The 20963-nt window shown below is 67.5% G+C and carries 14 protein-coding genes and 1 pseudogene; 5 read left to right on the forward strand and 10 right to left on the reverse strand.

Annotation, left to right across the window (positions count from 1 at the left end):
* Window positions 1–215: 215 nt before the first annotated feature.
* Window positions 216–1280 (forward strand): annotated as a pseudogene (locus tag GFS60_RS20730) (acyltransferase family protein); the annotation flags it as partial.
* 23 nt (window positions 1281–1303) lie between these two features.
* Here GFS60_RS20730 and GFS60_RS20735 read toward each other — a convergent pair.
* From GFS60_RS20735 to GFS60_RS20750, 4 genes are all read right to left on the reverse strand, one after another.
* Complete coding sequence (locus tag GFS60_RS20735; RefSeq protein ID WP_159927397.1) at window positions 1304–5629, reverse strand: alpha-(1->3)-arabinofuranosyltransferase; 4326 nt, start codon at window positions 5627–5629, stop codon at window positions 1304–1306.
* Window positions 5630–5675: 46 nt separating this feature from the next.
* Entirely contained in the window at window positions 5676–5849 is a 174-nt protein-coding gene (locus tag GFS60_RS20740; protein WP_159924141.1) for a DUF2613 domain-containing protein, read from the reverse strand.
* Window positions 5850–5989: 140 nt separating this feature from the next.
* Window positions 5990–7081, reverse strand: coding sequence for an isochorismate synthase (locus GFS60_RS20745; RefSeq protein WP_159924143.1), 1092 nt, complete (start codon window positions 7079–7081; stop codon window positions 5990–5992).
* A 41-nt stretch (window positions 7082–7122) separates the two neighbouring features.
* The gene (locus GFS60_RS20750; protein ID WP_109333266.1) at window positions 7123–7593 is read right to left on the reverse strand and encodes a universal stress protein; all 471 of its coding nucleotides are present in this window, start codon (window positions 7591–7593) and stop codon (window positions 7123–7125) included.
* Window positions 7594–7709: 116 nt separating this feature from the next.
* On the opposite strand from GFS60_RS20750, the gene GFS60_RS20755 reads away from it, so the two are divergent.
* Window positions 7710–8891 (forward strand): glycoside hydrolase family 3 N-terminal domain-containing protein, encoded by a 1182-nt coding sequence (locus GFS60_RS20755; RefSeq protein ID WP_159924145.1) that lies wholly within the window; start codon window positions 7710–7712, stop codon window positions 8889–8891.
* Between the two features lie 185 nt (window positions 8892–9076).
* Window positions 9077–9676, forward strand: a complete 600-nt coding sequence (locus GFS60_RS20760) for a TetR/AcrR family transcriptional regulator (protein ID WP_159924147.1) — start codon at window positions 9077–9079, stop codon at window positions 9674–9676.
* Between the two features lie 52 nt (window positions 9677–9728).
* Here GFS60_RS20760 and GFS60_RS20765 read toward each other — a convergent pair whose 3' ends face one another.
* Both GFS60_RS20765 and GFS60_RS20770 read right to left on the reverse strand, forming a co-directional pair.
* A complete protein-coding gene (locus tag GFS60_RS20765) occupies window positions 9729–10592 on the reverse strand; it encodes a MaoC/PaaZ C-terminal domain-containing protein (RefSeq protein ID WP_159924149.1) in 864 nt (287 codons plus the stop codon).
* On the reverse strand, window positions 10592–11938 hold the full coding sequence (locus GFS60_RS20770) for a 3-oxoacyl-ACP reductase (protein ID WP_159924151.1): 1347 nt from the start codon (window positions 11936–11938) through the stop codon (window positions 10592–10594). The genes GFS60_RS20765 and GFS60_RS20770 overlap by 1 nt, the downstream gene beginning before the upstream one ends.
* A gap of 131 nt (window positions 11939–12069) precedes the next feature.
* Here GFS60_RS20770 and GFS60_RS20775 point away from each other — a divergent pair, with 131 nt between their 5' ends.
* Together GFS60_RS20775 and GFS60_RS20780 are read left to right on the forward strand one after the other, a co-directional pair.
* Window positions 12070–13416, forward strand: coding sequence for an acetyl-CoA C-acetyltransferase (locus tag GFS60_RS20775; protein ID WP_109333256.1), 1347 nt, complete (start codon window positions 12070–12072; stop codon window positions 13414–13416).
* Between the two features lie 330 nt (window positions 13417–13746).
* Window positions 13747–15942, forward strand: a complete 2196-nt coding sequence (locus GFS60_RS20780; protein WP_159924153.1) for a VanW family protein — start codon at window positions 13747–13749, stop codon at window positions 15940–15942.
* A gap of 3 nt (window positions 15943–15945) precedes the next feature.
* Here GFS60_RS20780 and GFS60_RS20785 read toward each other — a convergent pair whose 3' ends face one another.
* From GFS60_RS20785 to GFS60_RS20800, 4 genes are all read right to left on the reverse strand, one after another.
* Complete coding sequence (locus GFS60_RS20785) at window positions 15946–16929, reverse strand: hypothetical protein (protein ID WP_159924155.1); 984 nt, start codon at window positions 16927–16929, stop codon at window positions 15946–15948.
* 225 nt (window positions 16930–17154) lie between these two features.
* Window positions 17155–18990 carry an acyl-CoA dehydrogenase gene (locus GFS60_RS20790; RefSeq protein WP_159924157.1) on the reverse strand — a complete coding sequence of 612 codons (1836 nt, stop codon included), beginning with the start codon at window positions 18988–18990 and terminating at the stop codon, window positions 17155–17157.
* Window positions 18991–19072: 82 nt separating this feature from the next.
* Window positions 19073–19696: a class I SAM-dependent methyltransferase gene (locus GFS60_RS20795; RefSeq protein ID WP_159924159.1), complete on the reverse strand. Its 624-nt coding sequence runs from the start codon at window positions 19694–19696 to the stop codon at window positions 19073–19075.
* Between the two features lie 57 nt (window positions 19697–19753).
* Entirely contained in the window at window positions 19754–20869 is a 1116-nt protein-coding gene (locus tag GFS60_RS20800; RefSeq protein WP_159924161.1) for a DUF4185 domain-containing protein, read from the reverse strand.
* Between the last annotated feature and the right edge of the window lie 94 nt (window positions 20870–20963).

Here is a 20963-nt window from a genome sequence, read left to right on the forward strand (position 1 = left end):
CTCTCCTAACCCAATTCTGTCGATTGAGATTCCCCCACCGGCAGCATGGCTGCACGGATCGCATGGAGCCCACATCGACACCACGTGAGGCAAAACACTAACAGTCCCGAAGGCCCATTTGCCCCATCGGATAGTAAACGCACCGGCGCTTCTCCAGCGAAGTGACACGGGCGCAGTTTTCCGTCTCGAGGCCGGGACCAGGCACACTGTTGTTGATGACCAGTTCAGTTCCGACCTCGGAGGCGCCGGTGCCCGCCGAGACCCGCGACACACCTCGAGGGTTCATTCCCGCTCTCGAGGGAATGCGTGGGCTCGCCGCTCTCGGTGTGCTGGTGACGCATGTCGCCTTCCAGACTGGAGCGACGCACACCGCGGTTTGGGGTCGGATCTGGGGACGGTTCGATCTGGCGGTGGCTGTGTTCTTCGCGCTGTCGGGGTTTCTGTTGTGGCGCGGGCACGCCGGGGCCGCACGGGGCTTGGGACCCGCGCAGGGAATGGTGCGGTACTGGTTGTCGCGGGCCACGCGCATCCTGCCCGCTTATTGGGTCGCGGTGGCGGTCGTCCTTACATTCCTCCCCACCGCGCACGCGAGTTTCCGGACCTGGTGGGCGAATCTCGGTCTCGTGCAGGTGTTCGTGCCGCTGACCCTCACGGACGGGCTCACCCAGATGTGGAGCTTGTCGGTGGAGGTGGCGTTCTATCTGGTGCTTCCTCTTCTGGCCTTCGCGTTGGTCCGACTGCGGGGCTCGGCCGCCCGACTGCGGATCCCCGCGATCACGGCCCTCATCGCGGTGAGCCTGACGTGGGCCTTCCTGCCGATCCCGGCGCCGGAGGGCATCCATCATGACAATTGGTTGCCCGGATACCTGCCGTGGTTCGGCGCGGGGATGGTGCTGGCCGAGTTGTCGGTGTGCCCACCCGGGCGGATGCACCGCTGGGCACGGCACCGGGTCGCGATGTTTCTGGTCGCGGCGGTGGCCTTCGGTCTGACCACCACCGAGCTCGCCGGGCCGGAGGGACTGGTACGACCGGAACCGTGGCAATACGCCATCAAGATGGCTCTCGGTGCCGTGATGAGCTTCGCGCTGATGGCGCCGCTGGTGTTGTCCGACACGTCGCGGCACCGATTCCTGGCCAGTCCCATTGCTCTGGCCGTCGGCCGTTGGTCGTACGGAATCTTCATCTGGCACCTGGCGGTGCTCTCGATCGTCTTTCCGGTGTTCGGTCTCGTGCCGTTCGCCGGGCACTTCGTCTACGTACTGATCCTCACCGCGGTGCTCAGTATTGCGGTGGCCTCGGCCAGCTACGCGCTGGTGGAGGAACCTGCACGGCGCGCGGTCATCCGGTGGAATACTCGCCGCGCGGCCGCGGAGCCACCGACGGGCAGCACGGCGAGTCCGGCGGCGATCAACGCCACCAGCACCGGGAACTGAACGAGGAACGAGTGCCCCACGTATCCACCGGGCGCACGCCACGGTCCTGTGGAGAGCATCGCCACCCCGAGCATCGTGGAGGCACCTGCCACACCGACGAGAACCCTTGCGGTGGTGGCAGATCCGCGTAGCCGGATCAGGCCGGCGGCGAGCGCGGTCAGCAGGATGGTCGTCGCGCCGCCGACCGGCCCGGCGATCACCGTCGACGCCACGAGAAGTCCCAGCCATCCGCCTGTCGCGCTGCCCCATGTCCTCGGCGCGGCGCCGGGGTTCCGGACAGCTTCCCGTGCGCGCCGAGGCAGGCATGCCGCTGCGATCAGCGGTACGAGGAGCAGCAGCCCGCCGAAGATGCCCAGGCGGTACCAGCGGTCGGTGGGGAAGTCGAGGGTGACGGTGCCCTCTGTTCCGGCCGGCAGGATCCATCCCTGCTGCCACCCGTCGACGACGACGGGGGCAAGTTCGCGTCCATCCGGTGCGGTGGCGATCCAGCCGACATTGGTGCTCTCGGGGACGACGACCAGGCGATCGGACTCCGACCGGGAAACGGCAAGTTCGCGATGATTCTCCGTCCAGGCGGTGGTCGACATCTGTTCGGTGGGCACCGCACGCGCGTCCGTGCCCGCGCCCGCGTCGAGGCGGAGATCGTCGACGAAGAAAGCCGACCCGGGTTGCACGACGACGTCCTGCGCGCCGGCGGCGAGCGGAACGGCGGCGGGGGAATCGCACAGCGTGGCCGGCACGGGGTCACCCGACAGCAACTGTTCCGCGGTGGTGGAGATGCTCGTGCGCACGAGGCGTCCGGCGACCGAGATCACCGGGCCCTCCTCGCAGGGCACCGAGACGGGGTGGTCACCGGAATCGTCGCTGGGGCCCGACCCCGGCAGCAGGGCGCCGTCCGCACCCAGCACCCCGACCTCGGCGAGCCCCGCGGGTTGCAGCTGCGCGAAGCCGAGGGCGTTCTGATCCAGTACGTCCTGCCACGACACCAGGCTGAGCACGATCCGATCCGTCACGCGGGGTTCCACGGTGACGGTGAGATCGTCGCCGACGTCTCGGACCTGAGGACCGTCGCCGAGGTCGACGGCGACCGTCGTCGGAGCGGCGGGTATGGCTCCTGCGCTGGGGGTCAGCTCGAGGCCTGTGACGAGTGTGGGCTCCGGAAGGCGAAGGGTGAGTGTGGGTTTCGCCCCCTTGCCGCTGGTGGTGTCCTGCATGGCAGACCAGCTGGTCCGCAGGTCACCGTCGGTGGCGGCAAAGGCGGATCCGCGGAGATCGCCGATGTTGCTCGTGCCGTCCGCAGTCGGTCGGTCCGGGCGGGTCAGAAGCTCTTCGAGCGCGGCGCCGTGGCGTGCCCGCACTGTGAGTTGCGGTGTGACGGCGGTGGGGGCGGGCACCGACAAGGTGCGCTGGAAAGTGCCGGCCTCTTCCGGTGGCAGCGCGAAGGCGTTGCTGCAGCGGACACGGTCAGGGGCCTCGGCGCAGGCATTGCGGCCGGGCAACTCCTGGGTGAGGTTCCACCCGGACACCGACGCGCCGTCGGGGGTGGGAGGCAGCACCGTGCGGTATCGGATGGGGACGGTCACGGGTGGGGCGTCGCGGCGGGAAAAATCCTGCACCGACACCTCGCTGATCCCGAATTGAGTTCCGGGGGAACCGTTTTCGGTGCGGGTAGCGGTGATCCGCACCCACGGAGTGTCGCCGCCTGGGACGGACACCGTGATCGGTTTCCCGGGTGCATCCACCTTGACGGCGGTGCTGCCGTTGGGCGTGGACACCTCCATCCAGCGGACTGGGGCGCCGATGGCCGCCGGGCTCGTCGTGATCTGCAGCAGGGAGCTCGTCGGAGGAGTGTCGAAGTCGATCTGAAGCCACTGGCCGAGCGCCCGCTCGATGCCGTTGCTGAACCAGCCCGTCGCGGGGTCACCGTCCACGGTAGCGGCGGCACTGCTGGCAGGTGAGGTTCCGCCCAGCTGTGTGGCGTCGGACGCGGCACTGGACACGCTGAGCCGGGCACCTTCCCACTTGCCCTCGACCAGCGGTGTATCGGCGACCGGATAGTCGGGTACGAGGTTGTGGGTGCGGCGCGCGTCCTCCGGGGACCGCAGCGCCGAGCTGTGGTTGTCGACCTGACCGTAATCGGTCTCGCGGTTCCGGGGAGTGTCGGTGACGGTGACGTCGTGCACCGGCAACCCCGCCCGCTGGGCATCGGCCGCGAGGAGCACCGGCCCCGCCCCGGGAAGGGTCCCGTTCTCCCGCAGGCGCTGCAGCGACTCCGGGCCACCCTGCACGAGCGGGACGTCGTCGAGTTCGGCGGTGTACGGGCCGCTCGTCGCCGGGGAGCCGTCGGGCATCGACACCGCGAAGATCTCGATGGCCGGATACCGGGGCCGGAGATCGCTGTCGATCACGAGGCCGTCCACCTCGCCGGGCCCGATGTCCTCGCCGAATTCGGCAACCCGGGTCAGACCGGGTGAGCCCGTGACCGCTTGGTGGGCCATGATCGGTCGCGTCGACCGCGACGTGTCGGGATCGAGATCGTTGCGGAGTACCAGGTAGTGGATGCCCTGGCCGAGCAACGTCGGTGCCAGACCGTCCGACGGGCGGCCGTCTGTGATGAGGCGCTGGACCGAGTCCATCGCGCGGATCGTGCCGGGCGGGGTGAGTGGGACCGCGTCGCGGGACGCCCACGGTGTGGTTGCCAGCGCCTGGATCGGTTCGTCGCGGGTCAGCCCCCACACCTGACTGCCGAAAGGCGCACCCGGTACGACGAGTGCTCGCTCGGCGTCGGACTCGTCCGGGCTCATTCCGCCGGCGTTGTGCTCGAGCCAGGTCGCGGCCTGCTGCCAGTAGTCGGGCACTTCCGGATAGGTCCCGCGCGGTGCGAGTTTCCCCGTCCAGGCCAGGGAGGTGGCGAGCGTCAGGGCGACGAGGACCAGGCTGGTGACCGCGACCATCGGTTCGCGTTCGGGATGAGCGAGGGCGCGGCGCCACCGTACCGCCGGGACCGAACCCGGCAAGGGCACCTGGGCGAGCAGATGAGCGAGTCCGAGGACCAGTGGTAGCCGCACCAGCGGCTCGAGCTTGTGCACGTTGCGCAGCGGAGCGCCGGTGGAGTCGAGGAACAGACGCACCTGTTCCGCGACGGGAGATCCGAGTTCACCGATGTAGCCGGCGGCCAGTCCGGTGACGCCGACGAACAGGATGAGCACGAGGCGTCCGCGCGCAGGCATCGCGCGCATGCACAGTCCCGCCAGCCCGGCCGCCGCGATGACTCCGGTGGCGGCAACCGCGGCGGGCTGGGTGACGAGGACGGCACCGGCGATGCGCTCGGGGGAGACGAACGGCGTCCAGCTGTCGGTGCCGCGGAGGATCTCGGCGAGCGAGGTCCACTGGGTGGTCACCCCGGACGATTCGATGTAGTCGAGGAACGGCGGGCTCACCGTCCCGAGGAGCAGGAGCGGAACTATCCACCACAGGGTGGCGAGTGCGAGAAACGGAAACCACCACACGGTGAACGTCCACCAGCGTCGGTTGGGCCGGTGCGATATCCACCAGAGGCCCGCCACCAGGCATGCTGCGGCGGTCGCGACGGCATTCACCGCACCCATCAGCGCCACCGCCAGCGCCGACTGTGCCGCCAGCCGCGCAGGTGAACGCGACAGCAGCGGGGAGCGGACTGCGGGACTCGGATTGCCGAACGCGACGACGAGCGGCAGCAGAACCCACGGGGCCAGCATCATCGGCAGAGTTTCCGAGGAGATCGAGCCGAGGGTGGTGAGGACGCGCGGGGAAAGTGCGAAGGCGATTCCGGCGATGACGCGCGATGACCGACTCCCGACGCCGAGGGCCTCCGCGAGACGGACGATGCCCCAGAACCCGGCCACGAGTAGCAGGGCCCACCACACGCGTTGGGTTATCCAGGGAGGAATGCTGAGGACGTCGCCGAGCGCGAAGAAGGCACCGTGCGGAAAGAAGTACCCGTAGGCCTGGTTCTGGACCTGGCCCATCGGCGCCTGGCTGCTCCACTGATGTGCAGCCCGTTCGAGGAATCCGATCGGATTCTGGGTGAGGTCATATTTGGTGTCGGCCGCGAGCCGGCCGGGAGTTTGTAGAAACGAGAGAAAGAACGCTACGACAGAGGCGCCGAACAACCACCGTCGGGACAGAGGCTCCACCGAGGGGGCCATGGACGACATGGCCACCGGCTCGGAGGTAGTGCGGGAACTCGCGAAGCCGGCGCTCTCAGCGGCTGCCGTACTCAACCTGGTTCAGCAGTGAGGAGTCTGCGTTGCCGCTCCGGTCGATCTCGGGGCGGGTGTTGTCCTGTGCCGCTGCCGTGATGCCGAAAGTCGCCACAGCGCCGAGAGCAACACCGGCCACAGCGCTGATCACACCGGGCACCAGGAACTTCGCCATCTCACATCTCCCACCGTCGTGCCATCGACGCGCGCGACTTACCGCCGCGTACGAATTGCTCGGGTCAAGGTATCACTCGCGGCCCGTCTGGCTGGTCATTGGTGCCTTTCCCGCAGGTCCGGCGAATGCGAGTGGCGGCGTCAGTCTTCGGAGACCACGCCGAGCGCTCCGAGGAGGGTGCGGAGCTTGGCAGTCGTCTCGTCCAGCTCGGATCGAGGGTCCGATCCGGCGACGATCCCGCCGCCCGCGGTCGCGAGCACCTCGAGGCCGTCGGCGGTGATCTCGGCGCAGCGGATGGCTACCACCCAGTCGCCGTCTCCCTGCGCGTCGCACCATCCGACGGCGCCGCCGTAGAACCGCCGTTCCTCTTCCACCTCGCGAATGGCGGCCAGCGCCAGGTCGGAAGGGGTGCCGCACACGGCGGGGGTGGGATGCAGCAGTGTCGCCAGGGTGAGTGCGTCGGTCGCCGGGTCGCGCAGCAACCCCCGGATCGGTGTCGCGAGATGCCACACCTCATGAGTGCTGGTCAGGACGGGCGCGTCGGGGACGGTCAGCTCTGTGCACAGCGGGGCGAGGACCTCCTCGATCCAGGCGGTGACGAATGCGTGCTCGGCCAGGTTCTTCGTCGAGTCCAAAAGCCCACGACCTTCGTGTTCATCGGCGCCGGGATCGGTGCGCCGTGGCGCGGTCCCGGCGAGGGGACGGCAGGTGATCGAGCGGCCGCGACGGCTGATCAACATTTCGGGGCTCGCACCGACCAGGCTGTGGCCGCGAAAACCGTCGCCGGCCGACGTGAGGTCGACGGCGAACCCGTTGGCCAGGGGGTTCGACTGAATCAGCCGCGCCGCCAACGCCTCCGGGTCGACCGGTGTCTCCGACGCCAGGACGACGCTGCGCGCGGCCACCACCTTTCCCAGCGCGCCGCTCCGCAGGCGGTCGACGAGAGCACCGACCCGGGCTACGTGTTCGGCCGGCTCGGGTACCTGCCGAGCCACGCGGACGGCCGGGAGGCGCTCCACGCGAGGGGGCCGCCACGGGCCACTCGTGACTTCCGACGAGGCGGGAGCGGTCAGCGCAGCCGGACGGGCGGGATCGAAGGGCAGTGCGCCCACGACGAGTTCGGTGTCACCGTCGGCGAGCGCGGTGATCGCCGCCGACGCGGAGTCGTATCTACTGCGGGCGCCGACCGTGCGTAACGTCCGGTCGGCGCGGGAGAGGAGGAAGCCGTCCATGGTGCTGCCGACAGTAGTCGGCCGGCGCAGCCCTCATCCGATCACTTGCCGCAGGGCGGCACGATCAGCACGGGACGGTGACTGTGCCGCAGCACGTGATCGGCGACGCTGCTCTGCAGCAGGGACCGCAGTCCCGTCGTACCCCGGGTCCCTGTGACGATGATGTCCACTCCGAGTTCGTCGGCGGTCTCGACGATTGCCGTCCAGATCGTGGTGGTGCATTCGATGGTTCGGCCTTGCGTGGTCAGTCCGGCGGCCTCGGCGAGTTCGATACCTTCGGCGTTGGTGACCTTGGCGTCCGAGAAGGCGACGTCCTCGGTCTCCTCGTCGGGAACCCACTCGGGCTGCATCACCCCGGACAGTCCCGACATGCGTGCGGCCTGACGGACCATCGGTTCCCATACCGTCACCAGCACAGCGCGATTGGAGGCGAGAAAGCGGCCCGCGCACTGCACGGCGCGTTTGGCGTTGTCGGATCCGTCGTAAGCGATCAACATCAGACCTGCAGGCACGACGACCTCCTGGGAAAGGGACCTTTCGCCCACCAGATTACCAAGAGTGCCGGTCTTGACAGGAGATTCGGACTGGCCGGGACGACGATTCCGGTCACTGGGCTACCGTCGGGGGCATGCGGATGAAGTATGCCCTCGCGCTCGTCGCCTGTACCGGCCTGGTCGCCGGGTGCTCCTCGGGTGGTGACACTGCCGCGCCGTCGTCCTCCACGGCACCGTCCTCGACACCCTCGTCCTCGACCGCGGCGGAGCCGGCCTCGCATACCGAGGTTCCCACTGCCGCGCCGGTGTCGTGCGAAACGAACTTCCTGCAATCTCTGCCGTTGCGGCGCAAGCTCGCTCAGTTGCTGAACGTCGGCGTGACGGGGACCGCCGACGCCGCTCAGGTGGTGCGGAACGAGCAGGTGGGTGGCATCTTCATCGGCAGCTGGACCGATGAGGCCATGCTCGCCGGCCGGGAGGTTCCGCAGGTGGCGTCGGCTTCCGCGCTGCCACTGATGGTGACCATCGACGAGGAGGGCGGGCGCGTGTCGCGCGTCGAGGACCTGCTCGGACCGGACCCCTCCGCGCGGCAGACCGCAGCCACCATGACCGAGGAAGAGACCTATCGGATGGCGCTGGAGCGGGGGCGCGGGCTGAAGGATCTCGGAGTGACCGTCAACTTCGCGCCCGACGTCGATGTGAGCTCCCAGCCCGACGACAGTGTGATCGGTGACCGCTCCTATTCCGACGATCCGGCGGTCGTCACCCGGTACGCCGACGCGTACGCCCGCGGCATGCGCGACGCCGGAATTCTGCCGGTGATCAAGCACTTCCCCGGTCACGGGTCGGCCTCGGGCGACTCGCACACCGGAGCAGTCACCACTCCGCCGCTCGAGCAGCTGCAGACCTACGATCTGGTTCCGTATCGGGACCTGGTCACCACGGGCGTCGGTGTCATGCTGGGCCACCTCGAGGTCCCCGGACTGACCGCCCCCGGCATTCCGGCCAGCATCAGTCCCGATGCCGTGGCCCTGCTGCGCGGCGGCACCGGCTACGGCGCCCCTCCGTTCACAGGTCCGATTTTCACCGACGACCTCAGCGGTATGCAGGCGATCACCGACCGCTACGACATCACCGAGGCGGTCGAGACGTCACTGGCGTCCGGCGTCGACATCGCGCTCTGGCTCACCACCGACGACGTCCCGCGTGTGCTCGACCACCTCGAAAGCGTTGTGGCCTCGGGCAAGTTGCCGCAGCAACGGGTCGACGCCGCGGTGCTGACCGTGGCGCGCGCGAAGGGTGCCTTGCCCTGCTAGTGGGCGCCCACAGGCTTCGGGTCGGCTTGCGAAGGTCGCCTCAAACCGGCCCTCCCGGAGTGCCCCGGGTGAGCGGCCAGTACAGTGTGCCCTGATCCGTGGCTGCGTAGAAGTTCGTTCGCCAGGTGGGGCCCGTTTTCTTACCGTAGAGTAAGATAGCGGGTTCGACGAATATTGGAGGACGAATGGCCGGCGGCACCAAGCGATTGCCTCGCGCAGTGCGCGAGCAGCAGATGCTGGATGCGGCCGTCGACGTCTTCTCCGACAGGGGCTTTCACGAGACCTCGATGGACGCGATCGCCGCCAAAGCGGCAATTTCCAAGCCGATGCTCTACCTGTATTACGGTTCCAAGGACGAGTTGTTCGCCGCATGCATCCAGCGTGAGGGTCTGCGTTTCGTCGAGGCGCTCGCGCCGGCCGCAGATCCCGGACTCAGTCCGCGTGAGCAGCTGCGCCGGGCACTCGAGGGCTTTCTCGGCTTCGTCGGAGCGCACCGCAAGTCGTGGATGGTGCTGTACCGGCAGGCGATGGGTCAGCAAGCGTTCGTGGGATCGGTGCAGTCGAGCCGCGACCGGTTGATCGAATTGACCGCGCACCTGCTGCAGTCCAGCACCAAGGACCCGGATCCGGGCCAGGACTTCGAACTCATCGCCATCGCCCTGGTCGGTGCCGGTGAGGCAGTCGCCGACCGGGTGGCTGGCGGCGAGGTCGAGGTGCACGCGGCGGCCGACCTGCTGGAGTCGCTGGCGTGGCGGGGTCTCGCCGGCAAGAAGAAGTCCGACTGAACGAACGGGCCGCCGGTTCGATCAGATCGAACCGACGTCCCGTTCGTACTCGTCAGCGCAGCGTCGCCGAGAGGTGTGGATACCCCTTCTTCGGGTGCTTGAGCGACAACTCCCAGCCTTCACCCGTATGGTCGGCGTAGACATTCAGTGTGGCCGGCAACAGGATGGGCTTGCCGAAGCGCACGCTGTAGGTGACGGCCTCGGGAATCCGGCCCTCCACGGAACCGAGCACGGCGGCCGCGCTCCACATACCGTGCGCGATGGTCTTCGGGAAGCCGAACGCCTTGGCGCCCAACGTCGACACGTGAATCGGGTTGCGATCGCCCGACACCCCGGCGTACTTGCTGATCGTCTTCTGGTCGACCCGCAACGTGCGAAGGGGCGGCGGCGGTACCTCTTCGGGTTTCGGTTCGGGACCCGGCTGACCGGACAGCGACGTCTTCTGCTGCCGCAGGAAACTCGACGTCTGCCGCCACACCAGTTCGCGTCCCACCCGGATCTCGCTGACCACGTCGATCAGCAGACCCTTGCGATGCTCGCGGAGATTCTCGGCGTGCACCGACACGTCCAGTGGCTCACTCACCGAGATGGGACGAAACTGTTCGATCACGTTCTCGGCGTGGACGGAACCGATGGCGGGGAACGGGAATCCGTCCGAAACCATCAGCTTCATCACGATCGGGAACACCAGCGTGAACGGGTAGGTCAACGGCAGGGTGTCGCCGAAGCGCAGGCCGGTGACCCTGTCGTACGCCGCGAGGTTGTCGGGGTCCACCTTGACGCCGCTGAGCGCCAGTGTGGTGTCCGGGGCACGGTCACCGCTCGCCCCGACGACCGGAAGCGCGCTGCGCACGGCGCGGGCGTAGATGTCGAGAGTGCCCGGCATTGCGGGAAGTTCGACCACTTTGCCCGCCATCAGGCGCCCAGCAAGCTCTGGCCGCAGACACGGACGACCTGTCCGGTGACGGCGTTGGACGCGGGATTGGCGAAGTACGCGACCGACTCGGCGACGTCGACGGTCTGACCGCCCTGCAGCAGCGAGCTCATGCGGCGTCCGGCCTCGCGGGTGGCGAAGGGGATGGCCGCGGTCATGGCGGTTTCGATGAAGCCCGGTGCGACGGCGTTGATGGTGATGTTCTTCTCCGCCAGAACGGGTGCCGATGCTTCGACGAGCCCGATGACGCCGGCCTTGGACGTCCCGTAGTTGGTCTGGCCACGGTTACCGGCGATGCCGGCGATGGAGGACACGTCGATCACCCGGCCGCCTTCCTTCAATGCACCCTTGGCGACCAGCGACTCGGTGATCTTCTGCGGGGCAAGGAGATTGACACCCATCACCATGTTCCACCGGCCCTCGTCCATGTTGGCGAGCGTCTTGTCCCGGGTGATACCGGCGTTGTGGACGATGATGTCGGCGCCGCCGTGGCGTTCGAGGACGTGCTCGGCGAGCTTGTCGGCCGCGTCGGGGGCAGTCACATCCAGGGCGAGGGACGTGCCACCGACCTTGTTGGCCGTCTCGGACAGCGCATCGCCGGCTGCCGGGATGTCGGCGCAGATGACATGCGCGCCGTCGCGGGACAGGACCTCGGCGATGGTGGCACCGATGCCGCGCGCCGCACCGGTGACGATAGCGACCTTGCCCTCGAGCGGCTTGTCCCAGTCCGCGGGGGCGGTGGAATCCTCGGCGCCGACGCGGATGACCTGCCCGCTGACGAACGCGGACTTGGCGGAGAGCAGGAATCGGAGCGTCGACTCCACGCCGGAGAGACCGGGTGACGCCTTCGGGGAGACGTAGACGAGTTGTGCGGTGGCGCCACGCTTCACCTCTTTGCCGACGCTTCGGGTGAAGCCTTCGAGGGCGCGCTGGGCAACGTGCTCGTCGACGTCGGTCGTCTCTTCCGGAGTGGTCCCGAGGACGACGACGCGAGCGGACGGCGCGAGGTTACGGATGACCGGCTGAAAGAACTCGAACAGCTGCTCGAGTTCGGTGACCTGGCCGATGCCGGTGGCGTCGAACACCAGGGCGCCGAAGTTGTCGTCGGCGGCGGAGGCGGCCGGGTAATCGGAGAGCAGCGCGCGAAGCGGCTCGACCAGGCGGCCCTTGCCCCCGATCAGCACCGGGCCGGCGAGGGGCGGCTCGCCGTGCTTGTAACGCCGCAGGTTCTCGGGCCGGGGCAGGCCCGCCTTCGCGGCGATGAACGCCCCTGGCGCGGAGGACAGAAACTGGGAATAGATGTCGGGAGCTCCCTTGCTGGCTGCCACGGTCCTACCTTCTTCTCGTCGTTTGGCGGTCAGTCACCGAGCACCGAAAGAAGTGCGGTGTCGACAAGTAACTTACTCCTGAGTAAGAATAGTAGCCAACAGGTAATCGCACCAGATCCTTGGAGACGTCAGTGACCAGCAAAGCTCGCACCAATTCGAACTCCGACGCGACGCCGAAGCCAGGCGGGAAGCAGCAGCGTCCCGTCGCCATCGTCGGCGGCAATCGCATCCCGTTCGCACGCTCGGACAAGGCGTACGCACAGGCGTCCAACCAGGACATGTTCACCGCGACCCTCGACGGCTTGGTAAGTCGTTTCCATCTGCAGGGCGAGAAGCTCGGACTCGTCGCGGGTGGCGCCGTTCTCAAACACAGCCGCGACTTCAACCTGATGCGGGAATGTGTGCTCGGCAGCGCGCTCAGCCCGTACACGCCCGCCTTCGACCTGCAGCAGGCGTGCGGTACCGGCCTCCAGTCGATCGTCGCCGTCGGTGACGCGATCGCGGCGGGTCGCATCGACGCCGGTATCGGTGGCGGCGTCGACACGACGTCCGACGCACCGATCGGCGTCAACGACGACCTTCGCGAGTTCCTGCTGTCGCTGAACCGGGCAAAGAGCACGGGCGATCGCATCAAGCTGCTCGCCAACGTGCGGCCGTCGATGCTGGGTATCGAGATCCCCCGCAACGGTGAACCCCGCACCGGCCTGTCGATGGGCGAGCATGCGGCGATCACCGCCAAGGAGTTCGGCGTTCGACGCGAGGACCAGGACGAGCTGGCCGCCGCGAGCCACAAGAACATGGCCGCCGCCTACGACCGCGGATTCTTCGACGATCTGGTAACCCCGTTCCTGGGCCTCACCCGCGACGACAACCTGCGTCCGGGGTCCACCGTCGAGAAGCTGTCCACGCTGAAGCCGGTGTTCGGGGTGAAGGCGGGCGATGCGACGATGACCGCCGGAAACTCCACGCCGCTCACCGACGGAGCGTCCGCGGTCCTGCTGTCGAGCGAGGAGTGGGCGGCCGAGCGCAAGTTGCCGGTCCTGGCCCACCTCGTCGACTCCGAAACCGCGTCCGTCGACTACATCCACGGCAAGGACGGCCTGCTCATGGCCCCCACCTATGCCATCCCGCGGCTGCTGGCCCGCAACGGCCTCACCCTGCAGGACTTCGACTACTACGAGATCCACGAAGCCTTCGCGTCCGTCGTTCTCGCGACGCTGCAGGCGTTCGAGTCGGATGAGTACTGCAAGGAGCGTCTGGGGCTCGACGGCGCCCTCGGCTCGATCGACCGCAGCAAGCTGAACGTCAACGGGTCGTCGCTGGCGGCCGGTCACCCGTTCGCGGCGACGGGCGGGCGCATCGTGGCGTCGCTGGCCAAGATGCTTCGCGAGAAGGCCGGCACCAACGGTTCGGCCCGCGGATTGATCTCGATCTGCGCCGCCGGCGGGCAGGGTGTGACGGCAATCATAGAGGCGTGATTCGACTGGCCTTTCCGGTAGCTGTCAGATCGGAAAGGCCAGTTCGCGCGCGTCCGGCGAAGGGATCCGGCGACGAGGGGTGGTCGAATCCCCGAAAAATTTCTCCGCAGGTGTAACGCTGGAGATTAGCTGGCGATACTCCCATCAGCCCCGTGTTGCTGCCTGACCCCCGACCTGGCAGCAGCGCGGGGCTCCTGCATTTTCGGCGGCCGGTAGTCTGTCGTGGGGGGTCCGGACCGGAGATCGCTGAAATCGGACGCCGCTTGAAATGCACCGAGCGCCGACGGCAAGCTGAAGCCGGCAACGAAGATACTCGGTGAGAGGGCCACGGTGAACGACGAAGACCGCGAAGCAGGGAGCGCAGCACCCCAACGGTCGACGCCTGATGCTGCTCCCGAGAGCCCTGTACCGCCCGACCCTCAGCCCACACCGCCGGGCGCTGACGACGACGCGCCCACCACTCGACTGGACCTCGGCGATCTGGCAGCACGCCCCGAACCGCTGTGGGTGGAACCTGCGCCCAACGAGGACGAGACCCAGGTGATCCCGGTGATCCCACCGGACGCCGCGAGCGGACCGACACAGGCGTACACGGCAGTTCCTGCAGACGACGAACCCACAGTTCTCGCGCCCGCATCTCCGCAAGCGGCGTCTCCGGCGGGTGGAGAACCGACCGGCGACGTCCCACCCCCCGCAGCTCCGCCCCCCTCCGTTCTGCCCCTCGACGCGGGTGGTCCGAAGGGGCCCCGGTGGGGAAAGATCGCCGCGGTCATCGGTGGTGTCTTCGCGATCATCGGCATCGCCTTCGCCGCCGACCTCGCGATGTCGTCCGGGAAACTGCCGCGCGGAGTGACGGTGGCCGGGGTCGACGTGGGCGGTTCGTCCCGCGCCGACGCCGAAGCCATCCTGCAAGCGCAGGTCGGGCCGCGCGTGAACCAGCCGGTGTCGGTGAAGGCCGGCGACGTATTCGCCGAGCTCGTGCCTGCCCAGGCGGGACTCGACGTCGACTGGCAGGCCACGCTCGACCGGGCCGATGCCCAGCCACTCAATCCGTTCACCCGAGTGGCGTCGTTCTTCACCTCCGACGAGATCGGTGTCGTGTCGACGCGGGACGAGTCCGCGCTGGCGGCTGCCATCGACAACCTGCGCTCCCGCACCGACCGTGCCTCCCGCGAGGGAACGGTGGTGTTCGAGGGGCCCACACCTGTCCCCGTCGATCCGTCCGCGGGCCAGAACCTGAACGGTGAGGGCGCCGAGGCGGCAATCGTGGAGAACTGGGCGTTCGGTGGCCCGGTGGAGTTGCCTGTCGACGCGGTGCCGGTGACCGTGACCAAAGAGGGCGTCCAGAGGGCGCTCGACGAGATCGCGGTGCCGGCCGCCTCCGCTGACCTGGTCGTCCCAGGCCGCAACGGCTCGGTCGCCACCCTGCCGCGGCAGCAGATCGGCGCCGTGCTCGGATTCCGCCCGGACGGGAACGGTGGCTTGACGCCCGAGTACAACGTCGACGCTGCGATCGGAATACTCGCACCGCAGCTCGTCTCGACGGAGATCGCGCCCAAGGACGCCACGATCACGCTGGACGGGGGATCGCCCCGCGTCGTTCCCGCAGTCGTCGGTGACCTGATCCAGTGGCCCAAGACGTTGGAGACATTGCCGCAGCTCCTCGCGACTCCCGGTTCGCACACCACCCCGGCCGTGTACGGCCCGGTCCCGCCGGCCTTGACCACCGAGGCGGCGCAAGCCCTCGGCGTCAACGAGGTGATCAGCGAATTCACCACCGGCGGCTTCTCCGCGGCTTCGGGTACCAACATCAGGCTGGCGGCCAGCGAAATCAACGGTGCGCTGATCAAGCCCGGCGACACGTTCTCCCTCAACGGACACACCGGTCCGCGTGGAGCCGCTCAGGGTTACGTGGAGTCGGGGATCATCAACAACGGCCGCCCGGATACGGCCGTCGGCGGCGGTGTCAGTCAGGTGGCGACGACGCTCTACAACGCGGCCTACTTCGCCGGCATGGAAGACGTGGCGCACACCGAGCACTCCTACTACATTTCGCGCTATCCGGAGGCGCGGGAGGCCACGGTCTTCGAGGGGGCCATCGATCTCCAGTTCCGCAACACCGCGAAGACCGGGGTCATGATCCAGGCGATCGGCGGCAGTTCCGAACTGACGATCAGATTCTGGGGCACCAAGACCGTCGACGTCGACTCGATCACCGGCAATCGCACCAGACCCACGACTCCCGATACGGTCACCTTGCCCGCCGGGGATCACTGCATCCCGTCGAGCGGCGCGCCCGGCTTCACCGCCAGCGACACCCGCGTGATCACCGACCGCGCCACCGGCCGGGAGATCTCCCGCAACACCCGGACCGTGCGCTACGACCCCGTGCCGATCGTGAAGTGCGAAGCACCCGAACCGGTCCCCGCCCCCAAGCCCGACGATCGCACCCCCGCGGCGGCCCCCACCTCTCCCTCCGCCACCCCGTCCCCGGCGCCGAAGCCCGACCCCGACGACGGCGAGTAGCGCCTACAGCGCTCGCACAGTGAGCACATGCGCGGGCGGGAGCGATGCTTGCCTAATCCAGCCTCGTGGCGGCTCGGCACGCAACATCGCGCGGCGGACTCGCTGCGCGACCTGCTCCGGTGACCCGAGGTCGTCCCAGGTCCACCGCACCACCTGGAAACCGAGATCACGCAGCGCGTCCTCTCGTTGCTTTTCGGCAAAGACCGCGTCGCCGGGCGACTGCCCGGGTTTCAACAACCGTCCGTACTTGACGCGCCCGTCGAATTCCCCCAGCACAACCCCGTCGAAGTGGAAGTCCACGCGTCCAATTCGGCGTCCGCCGGGTTCGAAGACTTCGCCTTGCTGGGACGGGACGGGGAGTCCGGCACTCGACAACATCACCCGGCTTCGCGATTCACCGACACTTTCGCTGTGTCCGCTCACGAATCGGACGACCCTCCGCGCCGCGTGGACGCCGTGACGGCGCGCAGCGCGGGCGAGTTCGGCCTCCAGGTCCTCACTGCTGATACCGAATCTGCGGACGGCCGCGTCGCCCACGATGACGGCCTGCTCGAAGGGCAGAGTCCGCGCGAGGTCCACCACGGTCCGGGCCGGGAGCGTCAGCGAGTGCCCATCCACTACCGCGACCTGCCCTCCGACGGGGGCGCAGTGCACCGTGGCCCGCCGTTTGATCCGGCCTCCTCCACGTCGGCTTCTGGTGACGTGGACGCGATCGAGGGCGGTTCTCCACAGTGGTAGTCCGTAGACAACAGCCGCGGATTGATGGCTCAGTACCGCGTCGTCCGACAGTGCGTAAACGGTCGAATCGATTAGAAGGCGATGACGTTCTCGGTCCTCGAGTTCCGCATACTTCGACGCCGAGACGTACGCGCCGCGGCCGATGCGTTGCCACTCACCGCGTGTGTACAGGCGTCGGATCTCGTCGTCGCTGTAGCCGCGGCCCAGTGCCTCTCGGCGCCAGAGCATCGCCCCCGGGTCGTGTTCCATGGGAACGATTCTCGCCGGAGCCGTCTGAAGAATCCGGTTTGAAGGGCCTGGCTGTGGATGGACGGAGGCTTGTGGACAACTCCCGCACCACTTCTCGGTCCGCGCACTACCTGTCGGGCCCCAGAAGTAGTGCGTCGACGGAGAAGTAGTGCGGGAACCGGCAGCGAGGCAGGAAAAAGGCCCGGCGGCCGGGGAATCCCAGCCGCCGGGCCCTGCTCGAGCCGATCAGAACGCGGCTTCGTCGAGCTCCATGATGTCGTTGTCGATGTTCGCGATGATGCCGCGGATGGCGGTGAGCTCGGGGAGGACGTTCTTGGCAAAGAAGGACGCGATGGCGACCTTGCCCTCGTAGAACGCCTTGTCCTTGTCGGACGCACCTTCGTCGAGCGCCTTGATCGCGATCTCCGAGTGACGCAGCAGCTGCCAGCCGATCATCAGGTCACCGACGGCGAGGAGGAAACGCACGGAACCGAGTCCGACCTTGTACAGCTCGGACGGCTGCTCCTGGGCGCCCATGAGGTAGCCGGTGAGGGTGGCGGCCATGGTCTGGACGTCGTCGAGCGCGGTGGCGAGCAGGGCGCGCTCCGCCTTGAGGCGACCGTTGCCTGCCTCGCTGTCGATGAACTTCTTGATCTCGCCGGAGACGTGGGCGAGTGCCACGCCGCGGTCGCGAGCGATCTTCCGGAAGAAGAAGTCCTGGGCCTGGATGGCGGTGGTGCCCTCGTACAGCGAGTCGATCTTGGCGTCGCGGATGTACTGCTCGATGGGGTAGTCCTGCAGGAAGCCGGAGCCACCGAAGGTCTGCAGGCTTTCGGTCAGGTACTGGTACGCCCGTTCGGAGCCGACACCCTTGACGATGGGCAGCAGCAGGTCGTTGACGCGGAACGCGAGGTCCTTGTCGGCACCGGAGACGAGCTTGGCGGTGGCCTCGTCCTGGTGTGCGGCGGTGTAGAGGTACACGGCGCGCAGGCCCTCGGAGTACGCCTTCTGCATGGCGAGGGCGCGCCGGACGTCAGGGTGATGTGTGATGGTGACGCGCGGGGCGGTCTTGTCCGTCATCTGCGTGAGGTCGGCGCCCTGGACGCGTTCCTTGGCGTAGTCGAGCGCGTTGAGGTAACCGGTCGACAGGGTGGCAATTGCCTTGGTGCCCACCATCATGCGGGCGTGCTCGATGACGTCGAACATCTGCGCGATGCCGTTGTGGACCTCGCCGACGAGCCAGCCCTGGGCCGGGACGCCGTGGCCGCCGAAGGTGACCTCACACGTGGCGGACACCTTGAGGCCCATCTTGTGCTCGACGTTGGTGACGAAGACGCCGTTGCGCTCACCGAACTCGTTGGTCTCGAAGTTGAAATGCGTCTTCGGGACGAAGAACAGGGACAGGCCCTTGGTGCCCGGTCCCGCGCCCTCGGGGCGGGCGAGAACGAGGTGGAAGATGTTTTCGAAGAGGTCGTCGGAGTCTGCGGAGGTGATGAACCGCTTGACGCCTTCGATGTGCCAGGAGCCGTCGTCCTGCTTGATCGCCTTGGTGCGGCCCGCGCCCACGTCGGATCCGGCGTCGGGCTCGGTGAGGACCATGGTGGCGCCCCAGCCGCGCTCGACGATGGTGGCGGCCCACTTCTTCTGCTCTTCGGTGCCGTTGTGGAACAGCACGTCCGCGAACGCGGGTCCGGCCTGGTACATGTGCGCGGCCGGCTGCGAGCCGAGGATCAGCTCTCCGATGGCCCAGACCACGGAGCGGGGGACGGGAACGCCGCCGATCTCTTCGGAGATGCCCATGCGGAACCACTCGGCGTCCCACAGTGCGCGGAAGGACTTCTTGAAGGACTCCGGCAGCGTGACGGTGTGGGTTTCGGGATCGAAGACCGGAGGGTTGCGGTCGGCGTCGGCGAACGCCTCACCCAGCGGTCCCTCGGCGAGGCGGGCAACTTCGCTGAGCATGTTGCGGACGGTGTCGGCGTCGAGATCGCCCCACACGCCTTCGCTCAGCGGCTGCTCGAGACCGAGGACCTCGAAGAGGTTGAACTCCAGGTCGCGGACGTTGCTCTTGTAATGGCCCATGTCTTCTGTCTCTCCCAGTGAGATGGTGCGGTCTATCAGTAAGTACCGCCCAAGTTATTACTCGTCGGTAACATCGCCGATATTACGCCCCAATATCCCGACTGCCAAGACTCGGGCGGTGCGCCACGACGAGTGCGTCGATCGCGGTTCCTGCATCCGTCTCGCGGAAGCGCCGTTCTGCAAGATCGATGGCGCCGCGCCCATTCAGCTCGGTCGTCAAATCCTCTGGGGTAAACAGTATTTCGGGATCCTGCGGCCCCCCGACTCCTCGCGACAAGTTAACGGCGTCATGCCCCAGAATCATGAGGATTCCATCAGGTTTCAGCGCGGATATGGCGCGGTTCACAACCTTGCGACGCTCCGCGGGAGGCAGATGGAGGTAGATGACGAGGACGAGGTCGTACTCGGTGCCAAAGTCGGATTCGGTGACATCGGCAACGCGGTAGTCGAGCCGTTCGCGCACCGAGCGAGGTGCTTCGGCCGCCACTCGCCGGGCCTTGTCGATCGCGACAGCGGAGTAGTCGAGGCCCGTCACTTCCCACCCGCGGGTGGCGAGCCACAGCGCGTTGCGGCCCTCCCCACAGGCCAGGTCGAGCGCCCGACCCCGGTTGAGCGCGGTGACCTGCTCGACCACCACGGCGTTGGGTGGCGCACCCCACACCAGTTCGCTGTGTGAATACCGCTCGTCCCAGTCAGATGCGTCCATGGCCCCGACGCTAGTGCGCGTCGGGGCCATGGAGGAAAACGTGGAACGAGTGGGGACTCAGGGAGTCAAGGTGGTGCGCATCAACAGCACGTTGTAGTTGCTGTGCACCGTGGTGAGGAAGTAGAGGTCGGGACCGGACGACCACGGGTGGATGTACGCGCCGTACGCGCTGGGGAGTTCCCGGGCGTCGACGAGGGTCTCGGGTCCGCTCCATGGTCCGGTGATCGAGGAGGAGCGGCGCATCACGACGGAGTTGTTGTGGTCGGTGGTCAGCATGAGGAACTGTCCGAGGTATTCGTTGTAGGCAACGGACAACTCACCGACGCCTCCGGCGACGATCGGCTTGGCGACGTCCGGGTTGCCCTTGATCCACTTGCCGCCGTCGAAGTACTCGTAGGCGCCGAGGTCCATGATCTGGGCTTCGGGGACGCGAGCGACGTGGACGAGTCCGCCGCGGCCCGCCGGCGTTCCGTACTGGTAGACGAAGCCACCACCCTTGACGAACGAGCTCATCTGGAAGTTGGCGTTGCCGCCGACGTTCGGGCGCTGGGTTTCGGGTGCGACCGTCCAGTTCTCACCGTTGTCGTGCGAGTAGACGAGACCGGAATAGTTGGTTTCCCAGGTTCCCGCAGGACCCCAGTTCTTCACCGACATCATGCTCATCACCTGGGTGTTGCCCACGGCGACACCTGCGGTGGGGATGCGGCTGATCTCGACGAACGGGATCTTGGGACTGGGAACAAGTTCCTTGGACTGCCCGAAGATGTCGCGCGGGGAACTGTCGAAATTCATGCCGTCGGACAGGATGCCGTCGGAACTGCGGAACAGGGTGCTGCTGCGCCACGCCCAGATGCTGCCCGACAGCAGGTTGGGCAGTCCGAGCCCGGCGGAGTCACCGAACGCGGTGAGGACCTGCCCTTGGCCGTTGTCCCACATGATGCCGAGGTCGGTGCCGAGGACGTTGGCGTCCTGGGTGCGGTTCGGGCTGAGCAGGCCGGTCTGCTGGGCGACGGCTTGGGTCCGGCCGGTGAGATGCGGGATACCGTTGGTGCCGTTGAGCCCTGGAATGGGGTTGACGACGTTCGGGTTTGCCGCGGCCGGTACGGCGAAGGCGATCAACGAGGCGGCGACGCTGGCGATGGACGCTGTGGCAAGGGCTGTGGTGCGCTTCACGAAGTGGTACTCCATCTCTAGCAGCAGGCGGCTTCCCCGGGTCCGTAAGACCCTTCCCCCTACCGGTGATCAACTGCTGGAAATCGAGGGAAGT

This window comes from Rhodococcus sp. WAY2, from assembly GCF_009859915.1.
GTDB lineage: Bacteria > Actinomycetota > Actinomycetes > Mycobacteriales > Mycobacteriaceae > Rhodococcus_F > Rhodococcus_F oxybenzonivorans.

Excerpts from the sequence above, each read along its gene's own strand:
- GFS60_RS20735 (WP_159927397.1), bottom strand. The coding sequence starts at position 5,629 with ATGTCGTCCATGGCCCCCTCGGTGGAGCCTCTGTCCCGACGGTGGTTG.
- GFS60_RS20740 (WP_159924141.1), bottom strand. The coding sequence starts at position 5,849 with ATGGCGAAGTTCCTGGTGCCCGGTGTGATCAGCGCTGTGGCCGGTGTT.
- GFS60_RS20745 (WP_159924143.1), bottom strand. The coding sequence starts at position 7,081 with ATGGACGGCTTCCTCCTCTCCCGCGCCGACCGGACGTTACGCACGGTC.
- GFS60_RS20755 (WP_159924145.1), top strand. The coding sequence starts at position 7,710 with ATGCGGATGAAGTATGCCCTCGCGCTCGTCGCCTGTACCGGCCTGGTC.
- GFS60_RS20760 (WP_159924147.1), top strand. The coding sequence starts at position 9,077 with ATGGCCGGCGGCACCAAGCGATTGCCTCGCGCAGTGCGCGAGCAGCAG.
- GFS60_RS20765 (WP_159924149.1), bottom strand. The coding sequence starts at position 10,592 with ATGGCGGGCAAAGTGGTCGAACTTCCCGCAATGCCGGGCACTCTCGAC.
- GFS60_RS20785 (WP_159924155.1), bottom strand. The coding sequence starts at position 16,929 with ATGGAACACGACCCGGGGGCGATGCTCTGGCGCCGAGAGGCACTGGGC.
- GFS60_RS20790 (WP_159924157.1), bottom strand. The coding sequence starts at position 18,990 with ATGGGCCATTACAAGAGCAACGTCCGCGACCTGGAGTTCAACCTCTTC.
- GFS60_RS20795 (WP_159924159.1), bottom strand. The coding sequence starts at position 19,696 with ATGGACGCATCTGACTGGGACGAGCGGTATTCACACAGCGAACTGGTG.